Genomic DNA, 13425 nt, shown 5'->3' on the forward strand with positions numbered 1-13425 from the left:
GCGCTTATTTTACAGCCCAAGCGATCGTCTCGCCGCCACGGATTGGTACAACAATGTCTGAACCGAAAGGCATCGTTTCAGCAACATTCCATTCTTCTTTAACAAGAGTGATGGTGTCTGCATTACGTGGCATGCCGTAGAAATCCGGACCATTGTGGCTCGCGAACGCTTCTAGGTTCTCAATCTTGCCTTCTAAGTCGAATACTTCAGCGTACAGTTCAACCGCAGCGTGTGCTGTGTAAGAACCTGCACAACCACATGCTGACTCTTTAGCACCTTTAGCGTGTGGCGCAGAGTCTGTACCCAAGAAGAACTTCTTGCTACCGCTTGTTGCCGCTTCGATAAGTGCTAACTGGTGTGTGTTGCGCTTAAGAATAGGGAGGCAGTAGAAATGTGGCTTAATGCCGCCAACCAACATGTGGTTGCGGTTATAAAGCAAGTGGTGAGCTGTGATGGTTGCCGCTACGTTCTCGTTAGCGTTCTTAACGAAAGTCGCTGCATCTGCAGTTGTGATGTGCTCTAGAACGATCTTCAGGTTAGGGAAGTCGTTAACAATCGGTGCTAGAACTGTGTCTAGGAACTCTTTTTCACGGTCGAAGATATCAACATCGTGAGCCGTTACTTCACCGTGTACAAGTAGCAACATACCCACTTCTTGCATCGCTTCTAACACGTGGTAAATCTTTTGAGCTGAAGTTACGCCTGAATCTGAGTTTGTCGTCGCGCCAGCAGGGTATAGCTTCGCCGCTACAACAGCGCCAGATTCTTTCGCTTTGCGAATTTCGTCAGGTGTTGTGTTGTCTGTTAGGTAAAGTGCCATTAGAGGCTGGAACTGTTCACTTGGCTGCTCTGCCATGATGCGTTCACGGTAAGCAAGAGCCATTTCGGTATCGGTTACCGGTGGGATGGTGTTTGGCATGATTAACGCTCGACCATTGTAGCGGCTGATATCGCGGACTGTATCTTTTAATACTTCGCCATCGCGTAGATGAACGTGCCAGTCGTCAGGACGAGTAATCGTAAGTTGTGTCATTGAAGGCTCCCACCATTTGAAGTGTTATGTAGTTGGAGCCTAAACTCAGCGAAATCTGTGAAAGCAATCGCTTACGTTTAGGCGACAGGATGATAGTGGAAAAGCACTTTCATTTCATCCTATTTTTAACTCTTCAGGGTTAGGAGCTTGTTTTTATGGATATTTTATTCGGTATCTATTTGTTAATAAGGGTTAGCGGGTGGCTACCCACAGACCATGGATCATTCCTGGAACCCAGAAGAAGAAAGTAAGGATGATGTTAATCAGCAAATCTTTACCTGCACCACGAGCGAAGAACACACCAACAGGTGGAAGCAGTACACATAAGATGATAATGACGAGTTTGTTCATGATAAATCCTTTTTATTCAATGAAAGTTCAATGCGGTAATCGTGTTCATATTATAGAACGTCTGGAGAGTGTTACTGCATTGCTGCCTTAATGTATCAAGATAGAAAGCTAAACATCTCAAGATACTAGCTTAGTATCAAGTGTTTAATGCCTGCCAGTTTATCTATTTATAACCATTTGTTAGCATTGGGACAAACTACAAAACATTGGAATCGTTATGTCGCAGCTATCTTCAGGTCAAAGGGCTTTAGCTCAAAAAGCTATGGATCAAAAGGCTTCAGGTCAACAGCCTTCCTTATCTCAAATCAATGTGTTTCCGGTTAAATCAGTAGGCGGGATCTCGCTCTCTTCTGCTTGGGTTGAAAAACAAGGTCTTACTTTCGACAGACGTTTTATGTTGGCACTGGCTGACGGTTCGATGATCACGGCGCGTAAGTATCCGAAAATGGTCAAGGTATCTTCAAGCTTGCAGCCTGACGGTTTGATCTTCACTTATGAAGGCAAAGAGCCTTTGCGTCTAAAGTATGCAAATTTCAAGATGCAAGAAGCACCAGCAACGGTTTGGAAAGACAGTTTTACGGCTTACACCACCAATGATGAAGCCGATGATTGGTTCAGTGATGTGCTTGGAGTTCGTGTTGAGCTATTGTTCTCTGGTGAGCAATCGAATCGTGTTCGTGAAAAACTCGGTCAGAATGTCAGTTTCGCTGATGGTTACCCAATGTTAGTGATCAGCCAAGCCTCTCTAGATGAGCTTAATCGCCGCAGCCCTGAAGCTCACTCGATGGATCAGTTCCGCACCAACTTTGTTGTTTCGAATACCGAAGCCTTTGCTGAAGATGGTTGGAAGCGTATCCGTATCGGTGAGGTTGAGTTCGAAGCGGTGAAGCCTTGTGAGCGTTGTATCCTAACGACGGTTGATGTTGAGCGTGGCGAATTTAGAGCAACAAAAGAGCCGCTTAATACCTTTTCTACATTCAGAGCTAATGAGCGTGGTGGCGTTTTCTTTGGTCAGAATCTTGTGGCTAAAAATGAAGGTTTGGTTAAAGCGGGTGATGTGGTTGAAGTACTCGAAACCAAAGAGAAAGAGCATTATGAAGACACTTGGGTTGAGTCGCTGCATCTAACCTGTGTTGAGCGCGAAGAGATTGCTCGTGACTTTACGACCTTTTGGTTAGAGCCTGCCAAAGAAAACCATTCATTGCCAAGTTATCAGCCAGGGCAACATCTTCCGATTGAGATGGTGATTGATGGCGAGAAGGTTTCTCGTCGTTACACGTTATCTTCTAGCCCTTCACGAGCGGGTCGTTTAGCGATTTCAGTGAAGCGAGTGGACGATGGTCAAATCTCTAACTGGTTAAATGATCACTTCCAAGTGGGTGATACTTTGGTTGCTCAAAATCCAGATGGTGCGTTCTACTTAGAAGCGAATCCAACTCATCCACTACTGCTTTTGTCTGCAGGCAGTGGTATTACGCCAATGCTATCGATGCTTCGCTACCTAGCCGACCATGGTCAAATTGATGATGTGGTTTTCTATCATCAATGCAGCAGCGAAGAAGACATCCCTTATCAAGCTGAAATTAATAAAATCGCCAGTGAGCACGCGGGTCTTCGTGTGATTTATTCATTAAGCCAACCAACCAAAGAGTGGGATGGTTTATCTGGGCGTCTAAGCGTATCGCATGTCGCTAAAATTGAAGATCTACACAAGCGCCAAGCGTTCGTGTGTGGCCCTGACGGCTTTATGGATAATGCAAAGAAACTGCTGATTCAAATGGGGCTCAACCCTCAGCATTACCATCAAGAAGCGTTTGGTGTGGCTCAGGCGACCGAGGAAGCGGTGAAGCAACTGCAGTTAAGTGTGAACGGCTACCTGTTCGAAGGTAATAATCAATCAACCTTGCTAGAGCAAGCGGAATTGGCGGGGGTATCTATCGCTTCAAGTTGTCGTGCGGGTTTCTGTGGAGCGTGTAAAGTGACGCTTGAGTCAGGGCAAGTTCACCAACCTGATGTACCAGCGCTGCAAGAGCATGAACGTAACATGGGTCAGATATTGGCGTGTTGCAGTGTTCCGCAAACTGATATCGAAGTTGTTGATTAACGATTCGTTAGATCATTAAGAAAAACGCATTAAAAAACACTAAATAGAAAAGGCCGGAAGTTCGCAAATGAGCTTCCGGCCTTTTTGATTCTGAGCTAATTCAAAGATTAATCGTAGATCGTTGGGATTGGTTGACGCTTGTGCTGTGTTGCTTTGTAGATGCCAACTAAGCGATCGGATACGTCTTGAGACACTTCTTTGCCTTCAAGGAAATCGTCAATTTGATCGTAAGAAAGGTTCAAGGCTGCTTCATCGGCTTTCTGTGGATCAAGCTCTTCTAGATCAGCAGTGGGTACTTTCTTAACAAGTTGCTCTGGAGCACCCAACGTTGCTGCAAGCTCACGAACTTGGCGTTTGTTCAAACCAAATAGTGGTGCTAAATCACATGCGCCGTCACCGTGCTTAGTGTAGAAACCAGTGATGTTTTCCGCTGAGTGGTCAGTACCAATCACAAGGCCGCCAACGTAACCAGCAATTTCGTATTGTGCGATCATGCGAGCACGAGCTTTCACGTTGCCTTTCACAAAGTCGATTTTTGCTGAATCTGTTGGTAGTAGACTTGTGCCTTCAAGAGCAACGTGAGATGCAGCGTGAAGCCCATCAACCCCCGCTTTAATGTTGACAGAAACAGATTGAGAAGGTTGAATGAAAGAGAGAGCAAGCTGTGCTTCGTCTTCATCTTTTTGTTCACCGTAAGGTAGACGAACCGCGATGAATTGGTAGTCGTCGCTACCAGCGCTTTCATTTAGGCTATCAATGGCCATCTGTGCCAAGCGGCCACAGGTTGTTGAGTCGACACCACCACTGATACCAAGGATCAGTGATTTACATCCTGACTGTTGAAGTTTCGTTTTGATAAACTCCACACGACGAGTCACTTCGAAGTGAGGGTCAATTGAAGGTAGTACGCGCATTTCGTCACGAATTAACTGTTCCATTCGTATTCCTTTCCTGCAAGCAAATTAAAATCTAGTGTTATCATACCTAAATCATCCGATTTAAAAACCTCTTTGCACAAGCTTAGAAAGAGAAGGCAGTAATAAATAATGGAAAAAATAGCCATTTTCGGTAGTGCGTTTAATCCGCCGAGCTTAGGGCATAAAAGTGTGATTGATTCATTGGCTCACTTTGACAAAATCCTGCTCGTTCCAAGTATTGCCCATGCTTGGGGAAAAGAGATGCTAGACTTTGATACGAGATGTCAGTTAGTTAACGCATTTATTAGCGATCTTTCATTGGATCGAGTGGAGCTTTCTTTGGTTGAAAAGAGCCTATTTACTCCTGGTGAAAGCGTCACGACTTATGCGGTGCTCAGCGCACTTCAGAAGTTACATCGTGATGCGGAACTCACGTTCGTTATAGGTCCTGACAACTTCTTTAAGTTCTCATCTTTTTATAAATCAGATGAGATTACTGAGCAGTGGTCTGTAATGGCTTGCCCTGAAAAAGTGAAAATTCGTAGTACTGATATCCGCAATGCGCTGATAAGTGGAAGCGATGTTGCAAAACTGAGTACAAAGTCAGTTACAAAGATATTGCAAGATAGTGGACTGTATACAATAATGTAGATTCACTCACTCAAGAGGTCTGATGACTATGCTAAAGCGCGCGATACCAGCGACGATGATCATTGCAGCATGCAGTTTACCTGCATATGCTGAGTGTGATTTTTTTAGCCTAGATTCGGTAATGCTGACTTCTGATGACGAAAATAACTGCTTGGATTTCTCTACTAGCCTTGAATCTTTCGGTCAACGTATGATTGAGCTCAGTGGGTTAAGTGAAGGTGAACCTGAATCTGAATCAAAGCCAGACTATTGGTCTGATTGGGTTATTCAAAGCAAAGATGCGCCTTTGTTAACTCAGAGCCTTGAGTCTAACTATGTTGGTCTCGGTATGTGGTTTCCAGAAGAGCTGGAAGATGAACAGTATAATATGTCGACAGAAGAGTGGTTGATGAACCATGGTCTTCAGCTGAGCATCGGTTTTGGTGATAAAGTTGAAGGGCAGCCGCGTATGCGTTTTGATTACCGTTGGCATGACTCTAGTGATGCAGACTTAATGATGCAGGTTGAGCTGCCATTCTAGACAGGTAGTTCATTCTTTTCTGTCTAAGTGCTAAGAATTAAAAAAGCCGCAAAACTGAGTTTTTGCGGCTTTTTAGTATCTAGTCTGTTGCTTTTAATGTCACCTATCGCCAGGCTATAAATCTTCACCAAACACGAGCATGCACAGTTGTTCGAACTCTTCTTCTTTGCCTGAGAACAGATCATCAATCACAAGAGTACGTTTCTGACCTGATTGCATACGTTTCTTCGCCTCGCGCATTACCATCACCAATGTGTGCTCTTGCGGTAAGTTCGAGTCATCAACATTCCATTGATTGAATCGCTGAGACAGAGCACTTTCACAAAGCAGTGGTTTAAACGACAACACTTCTTGCTTCAATACAGAAAGCATATCTTTAAACGCTTGCTCAGTATTATTCGTTTTTAGACTACGAGACTTAGTAACTTCTAGCTTTTCTAGCAACGCAGAAGAGAGGTTCGTTTGCGTGACGTATCCCGCTTGTCTTGGGAATGAATCCGTCAAGCGCACAGAAAAGTCGACACGATTGACCTGTGTGTTTGGAAAGTAGGTCAGTGATGTTAGGCAGTCATATGGAACCCAGACGCTCTGACCTGGCTCGACGGCATACTCTTGTTTGCCCAGCTTAATCAAAACCAAACCACTTTGAACCGATACAAGGCTATGCTTAAGTACTTTTTTGCGTGGTGTAATCACCAGGTGTGAAAAGTAAGCCGATGTATATTCAATAGCGAAGTTCATAGATAGTACCTTAGTCTTGGGGCGTCAAGATTACCGTTAATCTTAAAGAATGCCAATAATAACAGGGCATTTTCGATGTTTCTGGTCTGACCTTGTCAAAAGTATGGGCTCTGTAGCTGCGATAAGTCAAAACAACGCGTAGAATGAGCCAGCTTTTTATTATATGAATGAAAAAATGACCTCTCCAACCGATCCATATGTTGATATTCGTCCTTACGGCGATGATGAAATTCCAGCGGCACTAAACCGTCTTATTAATGATGAAGAATTTATCAGTGCGATCTTGCACTATCGTTTTTCAAACCATGCGTCTTGGTTCAAAGCGTTAATGAGCCCGATCTTGCGAGTGTACTTGAAAATGAAATGGAGCAAGCTGACTAGCGTTGAATCCATTCAGATCGAAGTGAAAAAGTACTTACGCGATACGCTCGCTAAAACCACCAAAGGGGTGACATACACGGGTTTAGAGTCACTGGATGCGAACCAAGCGTACCTGTTTGTATCAAACCATCGTGACATTGCTATGGATCCAGCGTTAGTTAATTACGCTTTGCATCTGAAAAATCATCAAACTTGCCGTATTGCCATTGGTGATAACCTACTAAAGAAGCCATGTGCGACTGAATTGATGCGTCTGAACAAAAGCTTCATCGTAAAGCGTTCTCTAAAAGGGCCACGTGAAATGATGAAAGCGCTTGGACAATTGTCTTCGTACATTAAGCACTCTCTAGAAACAGGTAACTCTATTTGGATCGCTCAGAAAGAAGGTCGTGCAAAAGACGGCAATGACTTCACAGAGCCAGCAATTCTGAAGATGTTCCATGTTGAAGGGCGTAAGCAAAAAATCGTATTTCCTGAGTACGTGAAATCATTGAAGATCGTTCCTGTGGCTATTTCATACGAAAACGATCCATGTGACACCGCGAAAGCAATAGAGCTTTTTGAAAAAGACGTAAACGGCAGTTACGAAAAGGGTGAGTTTGAAGATATCGAAAGTATCATTCAAGGCATCATCGGTAATAAAGGGCGTGTTCATGTTGGTTTTGGTCAGGTTATTGACCAAGATTTCGATACGCCTGAAGCACTTGCTCAAGAGATTGACCGCCAGATCCATGATAACTACAAACTATTTCCTGTGAACTTACTGGCTGCAGAAAAAGAAGACGAGTCGATTACAGCTGCGGTGAAGCAAGAGTTTGAAGATAAACTATCGAGTTTGCCACAAGGTGCTCGTCAGTACTTGATCGATAGCTATGCGAACCCAGTGAAGAATATTGGTTAACGAGCGTTAGCAAACAAGTTCGTTGATTGAATTGAAAAAGGAGCCTAAGGCTCCTTTTTTTATAGCGGTATAGGTGTCTTTTTCTAAGTACTGCTATTACCGTCAATCAATCAATCAATCAATCAATCAATCAATCGAACGGCAGGTTAGCGAGCAACAGCACCACCAAGATCTAATTGGGTCGGCCACGTGGTAATCGTGTTACCACCTAGGTAGATATTGCCTTTGACCGTCATGGTATCGGGAAATTCTGTAATTGCAGATCCGCCAATATATAAATCGCCATCAACCACTATCCCGTTTGGCAGCTCAGTTAAAGGAGTACGGATCACGCTTAGGTCTCCTTTCACTCTAAAGCCGTTGGGAAGCCGTATTAGGGGGGTATCAGTGAGGTTGATGAATCCACCCACTCTCACACCTCTTGGCCAACGGGTAATCTTACTTCCTATCAAGTCGGCGTAGCCTTTTATTTTTACGCCCGATGGAACTCGGGCTAGTAGGCTGTTACCGCCTTTAAGGCTTCCGTTAACTTCCAACCCTTTGGGAAGGCGAGTGATTGCGGTGTTTTCTATATTTAAATTGCCATCGACGACCAATCCTGTCGGTAGTGATGTATAGGGCTTATTTCGTAAATATAAGTTTCCGTAATTATCCAGATGGTTCAATATTTGATACTGATCGAGTGGTTCTGCAGTCACATTTGTTATGGTTAAAGAACCAATAATAAGTACGATTATTCGGAGCATAACAAGCTTCTTATTACGATAGACGTTAACACTATAATGAAAAAATTATTCTCGCATAGTGTTTTACTCATTTGTTGGTCGGTAAAAAAGAATAGAACACAATGAAAGGCGAATCTGTGATTGAAATAAAGCGTCAAATTCTAAAAGGCTTTGTGATTGTAACTTCTGTATTTTGTTCAGCATCAGCGAATGCTAATAAAATAATATCAACGCCCGCTAAGGCTGCAGTCGTCGTCACTCAGAGTGGTTCACAGCAACGAGTTTGTTATTATGATGATAAGGCCTATAGCCTAGGTGCGGTCGTTGAAGTTTCAGGAGTGTTGATTCGATGTGCTGCCGAAAATGATTTTGAGACCAATGGTGCTCTAGGCTGGATTGAGATTATAAAAAAAGACGAGAAATAAACTCGTCTTTCATTGGTATGAGTGTTGGTGCTTATATTAACGTGCTAGAGAGCGAGTCTTAAGTTCGAAAATAATCTTCTCAGCGCTGACTTCAAACTTAAAGCGAGCATTTAATTCTGTGCTTTCTTCTGTCAGTTCTGATGCTTCAAACTCAACGTTGCTAGACACTTGTTTAGCAAGCTCAACGTACTTAGCAAACTCAGTTTCAATGAGTGCTTTAGAGTTACCGTAAACCGTTACTTCGGCAACATCGTCGCCTTCTTTAATGATAAACCCGATTTCACCTGCGCAGCCGCAAGCCTCACATACATCATTGTTACCAATATCTTGGCTCATAAATAATCCTCTTACAAAGTCTGCGGTTATTCTAGCGAGCAATTTGAACTGTATCTACAAAAATCAAAATCTTTGAACTAATTTTTACTAGTATGCTATGCTGTTTGATAGGATATTTAATGAATATGTATATTCGCGACGATAAATATGTATGTGATTAATATCACGTTTTCCTGAAGAGGTACGTTATTTATTTGTCAGAATATCATTCACTTAGTTGCGCCAGGATTGATTTTATAAGAGTATCTATCGCTTGACAGTTATTTATACAATGAATTTTTCGTTGGGTATTTCATATTCTAAGTAGTTATTTAAACTTATCGACTTAGGATTGTAAGGTGATTTTCGAAGAATAATTAAACAAAGTGCCCAAAGAGGCAACACTGTAAAATTGTTCGTACAAAGTATTTGTGGGTATTTAATGGAAATACTTGCGAAAAAATACCTTGCTCACATAATGCTGATAACGATTTTCATTCTGACTTCATTCGGTTGAGTTAGATGGATTTACAAAGAGAAGAACCTGAATATGCCAAAGCGTAGTAAAGAAGATACAGAAATCACGATCCAGAAGATCATGGATGCCGTTGTAGACCAGTTATTGAGATTGGGTTACGACAAAATGTCATACACGACGTTGAGTCAACAAACAGGCGTTTCTCGTACAGGTATAAGTCATCACTTTCCAAAGAAAACGGATTTTACTGCTGCTCTAGACGGTCGTATTTTCAAGATGTTTATGGAACACATTGACTTTGAAAATGGCCTTGATGCATTTTCGGCTAGCTGGGTTGCAGCACTTGAAGATGCTGAGTTCCTAGCGATCTTACGTTTACTTTTCCATCATATCGTTACTGCCGAGAATGCACATGAGTTTGCGGCAAACGGTATCGACCGCTTGTACAAGCTAACTGAAACTCAGTTTGGTGATGCTAGTGGTAAAGAACTAGAGTGGTTGATTGGTAAGTCATTGATTCATATGAGCCAATAATCAACACGCAATGAAAGAAGCTCCTGAGGGGGCTTTTTTTGTACCTGTAGTTTCACTTTTCTTTCTTTTTTCCTCTAGCTCTCACACCGTTGTCGTTATCTTGTCTTTGTGCTGAATAAAGTTATTTCTTTTCTTTTTAGATATTTAGGGTTTCGCCTGCATCTTTCTGAGTAACTAAAAGCTTACTAACATTAACTGATGGTGTTTATTTCTAGAGCCTCAAACGCTCAAGGTGAGCCGTTTTAAGGGGCATTGCCATGGAAGCTAACAAAATTGATTTTAAGGCGAGAGAGGGGCTGTGAGACAATAAAAAGCCTCGAAGAAATCGAGGCGGTGAATGGTGTGGTTGTTAGAGAAAGCGAATACTCAAAACGAACCTGTTCTTAATCGAGCTTATTGTGCGGGATGAACCTGGGGGAAGTTCATGGTTGGGTGCTTTTCTACAATACTTATGTAGCCGTACACATCTTCAATCATCGAAGGCTTAAGTGCTTCCCAAGGGCTGCCATCGCAAACTAAGTTTCCCTCTTTCAAAACTATCAATCGATCTGAGTATTGAGCGGCTAGGTTTAAGTCATGTAAAACTACGATAACCGCGGCATTGTGGTTGTCGGCTAACTCTCTCGCGATCTTTAACGTGTTGTGCTGATGGGCAAGATCCAGTGCTGATGTGGGTTCATCAAGCATCAAGATACATTGGTCACCAGAATAGTGAAGTTGGGTTAGCACTCGAGCCAAGTGAACACGCTGTTTTTCACCGCCAGATAGAGAAGGGTAGAGCCTTTTGCTTAGGTGAGACACATCGGCAACATCCATTTTCTGGCTAGCTATGCTAGTGAGCTTCTTGTTGGACTCTTGCAACGGGATACCACCAAGCTCGACAACTTCGTGTGCCAGAAAAGGGAAGGTCAACGTACTATGTTGAGGAAGCATCGCCAAGTGCTTAGCCAACTTTTGAGAAGACCACTTGTTTTTGGTGTGTCCAAAATACTGAATATCACCAGTGCTCGATATCTCCTGACATAAAGCTTTCAGCAGCGTACTTTTTCCTGCGCCGTTTGGTCCAAGTAGTGTGGTTACCTTTCCTGCTTCAATCTCAATAGAAACGCCATCTAAAATCACTTTGTTGCCGAACTTCACTTCGATGTCGGTTGCTTTTAACGCTGCAGGAAACATTAAAGGATTCTCCCTTTCTGTTGAAATAGTAGATACAAGAAAAATGGAGCGCCGATGATTGCAGTGACAATACCAACTGGCAATTCAGCTGGAGCCAGTGCCACGCGTGAGGCCATGTCTGCAGCTGTTAATAGTAACGCGCCTAACACTGCTGATAGTGGCAACAGAATTCGGTGGTCAGGGCCAGCCAACATACGACCTAAATGAGGAATAACCAGTCCGATGAAGCCAATCATGCCAGACAAGCTAACCGTGATACCAACGCCTGCGGCAGTCAGTAGAATGAGCTTTCGCTTGAGTTTCTGTACTGGGATGCCAAGGTGTTGCGCTTCTGACTCGCCCAGTAATAGAGCATTCAGTGACATTGCTTGGCGGTAGAAAACAACAAACAATCCAACGAGTGTGACAGCAGCAAGTAAAATGCCGGACCACTTAGCGCCCGCCAAAGACCCCATCGACCACAACGAAAGATCACGCAGCATTTGATCATCAGCAATGAAGTTTAAGAAGCCAATACCTGCGCCTGATAGTGCGCTAATTGCCACCCCCGCTAATAACATGATGGTCACCGAGGTACCGAATTTTCCCGTACCTAACTTATAAACCAACAGGGTAGTTAAAGCGCCACCTAAAAAGGCAAATACTGGTACGGCCGCAAAGTTCATAAAAGCAGGGTATTGAAGTGAAAGCTCAGAGAAAAGAACAATGGCCAACGCCGCGCCTAATGCAGCTCCGGCAGAGACGCCTATGATCCCAGGTTCTGCAAGCGGGTTTCGAAACAGTCCCTGCATGACCGCACCACATAATGCGAGAATCGCGCCGATTAGCATACATAAGATGGTTCTCGGTAAGCGGATCTCTTGAATCACCAAATTGATGTGGGGAGCTAAGTCATTGCTGGGTTGGAATAGGCTGGCTGCGCTGTCAGCTAAGCTTATGTCCATAGGCCCAACGGTGACCGAGTACAGCGCGGTTAAGACTAGGATAGCGCCAAAGCCTAACATCGATGTTTTTAGTGGGACGGATCGTAACAACATAAAGAGCCTCAATGTCTATCACTAGCTTCAATCCTCGTAACCGATTTTGCGAAAGCGACGCAGTAATGAGGATTGAGCAAGTAACAGTAAAATAGGGTGGTGAGTTATAGCGGGAAGATAAGTTATAACGGGTAAATAAGTTATAGCGGATAGATAAGTGCGTTTATTCGCTTCGCTTCAGAAAGGCTTTCAAGACCAAGCCCTCCAACTAGAGCGCTGCCCTTTACGGTAATGATTTGCTTGTTCATGCCTGCTGGGGTTGCCGCTAGCATAGGTAACGATTTAAGAATGGCATCAGCGCCGCCCATTTTCTGGTAGCTACGGCCACTGACTAAAATCACATCTGGTTGCATTTCTACCAGTGATTCCATCGACAGTGGTTTGTAGGATGTTAGGCTTTGAGCCGCAGGGTTAACACCGCCAGCCAGTTCAATGATAGCGTTGGGTGATGTTTCACCGCCAGCAACGTTTGCAGGACGGCCTTCATGCAGTAATAGGAACAGAACTTTCTTCGCTTCGTTGTTGGGTACTTGGTTAGCTTCCAGTGCCGCAATCTTCTGATTTACTTCTGCTTTAACTTGCTGTGAGTGAGCTTCGGTATGGGTAATCTTTGCAATTTGATCGATACGCTTCAATAGCCCTTCAACGTTTGCTTCGGTGTTAACGATCTCGACATCGATACCCACAGATTTTAATTGAGAAATGGCGTTGTCTGGCCCCATCTCATCTGAGCCAATCAGTGTGGTTGGCGATAAGGCAATCAACCCTTCTGCAGAAAGGTTTCGGTGGTAACCAATCTTTGGTAGCGTTTTTGATTGAGGTAAGTGACTGGTCACATCAATTGCAATCAACTGCTCTTCAGCACCCAGAGCAAGAACTAATTCGGTAACTGCGCTGCCAGCACTGATGATTCTAGGTTGTTTTGCGTCGTCAGCATTGGCGATAGGTGCTGCAAGTACCAACCCCATCGCGGCGATTGCGAGTAAATGTTTGTTGTTCTTTAATTTATTGAGCACTTTTAAGTCTTTCATAATAATTTATTTGTACTTTCTTTTGATGGAGAGTAATCGCGAAGATGCTTTGTGATCAGCCTGTCCGCATGTTGAGTTTGAATCGATAGAGAGCTGGCTTTGGTT

Annotated in this window: 15 protein-coding genes; 6 read left to right on the forward strand and 9 right to left on the reverse strand. The window is 43.6% G+C overall.

Annotated features, from left to right (window positions below):
- Positions 1–4: 4 nt before the first annotated feature.
- Positions 5–1033: a dihydroorotase gene (gene pyrC / locus OCV30_RS18335; protein WP_012600249.1), complete on the reverse strand. Its 1029-nt coding sequence runs from the start codon at positions 1031–1033 to the stop codon at positions 5–7.
- A gap of 192 nt (positions 1034–1225) precedes the next feature.
- A complete protein-coding gene (locus OCV30_RS18340) occupies positions 1226–1384 on the reverse strand; it encodes a YqaE/Pmp3 family membrane protein (protein ID WP_004731890.1) in 159 nt (52 codons plus the stop codon).
- Positions 1385–1646: 262 nt separating this feature from the next.
- On the opposite strand from OCV30_RS18340, the gene OCV30_RS18345 reads away from it, so the two are divergent.
- Positions 1647–3488 (forward strand): MOSC N-terminal beta barrel domain-containing protein, encoded by a 1842-nt coding sequence (locus OCV30_RS18345; RefSeq protein ID WP_065678188.1) that lies wholly within the window; start codon positions 1647–1649, stop codon positions 3486–3488.
- Positions 3489–3595: 107 nt separating this feature from the next.
- Here OCV30_RS18345 and nadE read toward each other — a convergent pair whose 3' ends face one another.
- The gene (nadE, locus tag OCV30_RS18350) at positions 3596–4426 is read right to left on the reverse strand and encodes an ammonia-dependent NAD(+) synthetase (RefSeq protein WP_065678129.1); all 831 of its coding nucleotides are present in this window, start codon (positions 4424–4426) and stop codon (positions 3596–3598) included.
- Between the two features lie 108 nt (positions 4427–4534).
- On the opposite strand from nadE, the gene OCV30_RS18355 reads away from it, so the two are divergent.
- Positions 4535–5056, forward strand: coding sequence for a nicotinate-nicotinamide nucleotide adenylyltransferase (locus OCV30_RS18355; RefSeq protein WP_065678130.1), 522 nt, complete (start codon positions 4535–4537; stop codon positions 5054–5056).
- A 22-nt stretch (positions 5057–5078) separates the two neighbouring features.
- A complete protein-coding gene (locus OCV30_RS18360) occupies positions 5079–5576 on the forward strand; it encodes a hypothetical protein (protein WP_065678131.1) in 498 nt (165 codons plus the stop codon).
- Positions 5577–5690: 114 nt separating this feature from the next.
- Here OCV30_RS18360 and OCV30_RS18365 read toward each other — a convergent pair whose 3' ends face one another.
- Positions 5691–6317 carry a hypothetical protein gene (locus OCV30_RS18365; protein WP_017097078.1) on the reverse strand — a complete coding sequence of 209 codons (627 nt, stop codon included), beginning with the start codon at positions 6315–6317 and terminating at the stop codon, positions 5691–5693.
- Positions 6318–6492: 175 nt separating this feature from the next.
- On the opposite strand from OCV30_RS18365, the gene OCV30_RS18370 reads away from it, so the two are divergent.
- Positions 6493–7599 carry a 1-acyl-sn-glycerol-3-phosphate acyltransferase gene (locus tag OCV30_RS18370; RefSeq protein WP_029223825.1) on the forward strand — a complete coding sequence of 369 codons (1107 nt, stop codon included), beginning with the start codon at positions 6493–6495 and terminating at the stop codon, positions 7597–7599.
- 146 nt (positions 7600–7745) lie between these two features.
- Here the strand turns inward: OCV30_RS18370 and OCV30_RS18375 are convergent, their stop codons facing one another.
- The gene (locus tag OCV30_RS18375) at positions 7746–8345 is read right to left on the reverse strand and encodes a hypothetical protein (RefSeq protein WP_017102755.1); all 600 of its coding nucleotides are present in this window, start codon (positions 8343–8345) and stop codon (positions 7746–7748) included.
- A 101-nt stretch (positions 8346–8446) separates the two neighbouring features.
- Here OCV30_RS18375 and OCV30_RS18380 point away from each other — a divergent pair, with 101 nt between their 5' ends.
- Entirely contained in the window at positions 8447–8749 is a 303-nt protein-coding gene (locus OCV30_RS18380) for a YnjH family protein (RefSeq protein WP_012600256.1), read from the forward strand.
- Between the two features lie 36 nt (positions 8750–8785).
- Here OCV30_RS18380 and OCV30_RS18385 read toward each other — a convergent pair whose 3' ends face one another.
- Positions 8786–9085 carry a YfcZ/YiiS family protein gene (locus tag OCV30_RS18385; RefSeq protein WP_009845739.1) on the reverse strand — a complete coding sequence of 100 codons (300 nt, stop codon included), beginning with the start codon at positions 9083–9085 and terminating at the stop codon, positions 8786–8788.
- Between the two features lie 529 nt (positions 9086–9614).
- Between OCV30_RS18385 and OCV30_RS18390 the strand changes: the two genes are divergently transcribed.
- Entirely contained in the window at positions 9615–10076 is a 462-nt protein-coding gene (locus OCV30_RS18390) for a TetR/AcrR family transcriptional regulator (protein ID WP_009845738.1), read from the forward strand.
- A gap of 393 nt (positions 10077–10469) precedes the next feature.
- On the opposite strand, the gene OCV30_RS18395 is transcribed toward OCV30_RS18390, so the two are convergent.
- From OCV30_RS18395 to OCV30_RS18405, 3 genes are all read right to left on the reverse strand, one after another.
- On the reverse strand, positions 10470–11252 hold the full coding sequence (locus tag OCV30_RS18395; RefSeq protein WP_017100823.1) for a heme ABC transporter ATP-binding protein: 783 nt from the start codon (positions 11250–11252) through the stop codon (positions 10470–10472).
- A complete protein-coding gene (locus OCV30_RS18400) occupies positions 11252–12289 on the reverse strand; it encodes a FecCD family ABC transporter permease (protein ID WP_029225469.1) in 1038 nt (345 codons plus the stop codon). Before OCV30_RS18400 ends, OCV30_RS18395 begins: the two co-directional genes overlap by 1 nt.
- Positions 12290–12429: 140 nt before the next feature.
- Complete coding sequence (locus OCV30_RS18405; protein WP_065678132.1) at positions 12430–13320, reverse strand: heme/hemin ABC transporter substrate-binding protein; 891 nt, start codon at positions 13318–13320, stop codon at positions 12430–12432.
- Positions 13321–13425 lie beyond the last annotated feature (105 nt).

Source organism: Vibrio atlanticus (assembly GCF_024347315.1).
Lineage (GTDB): Bacteria > Pseudomonadota > Gammaproteobacteria > Enterobacterales > Vibrionaceae > Vibrio > Vibrio atlanticus.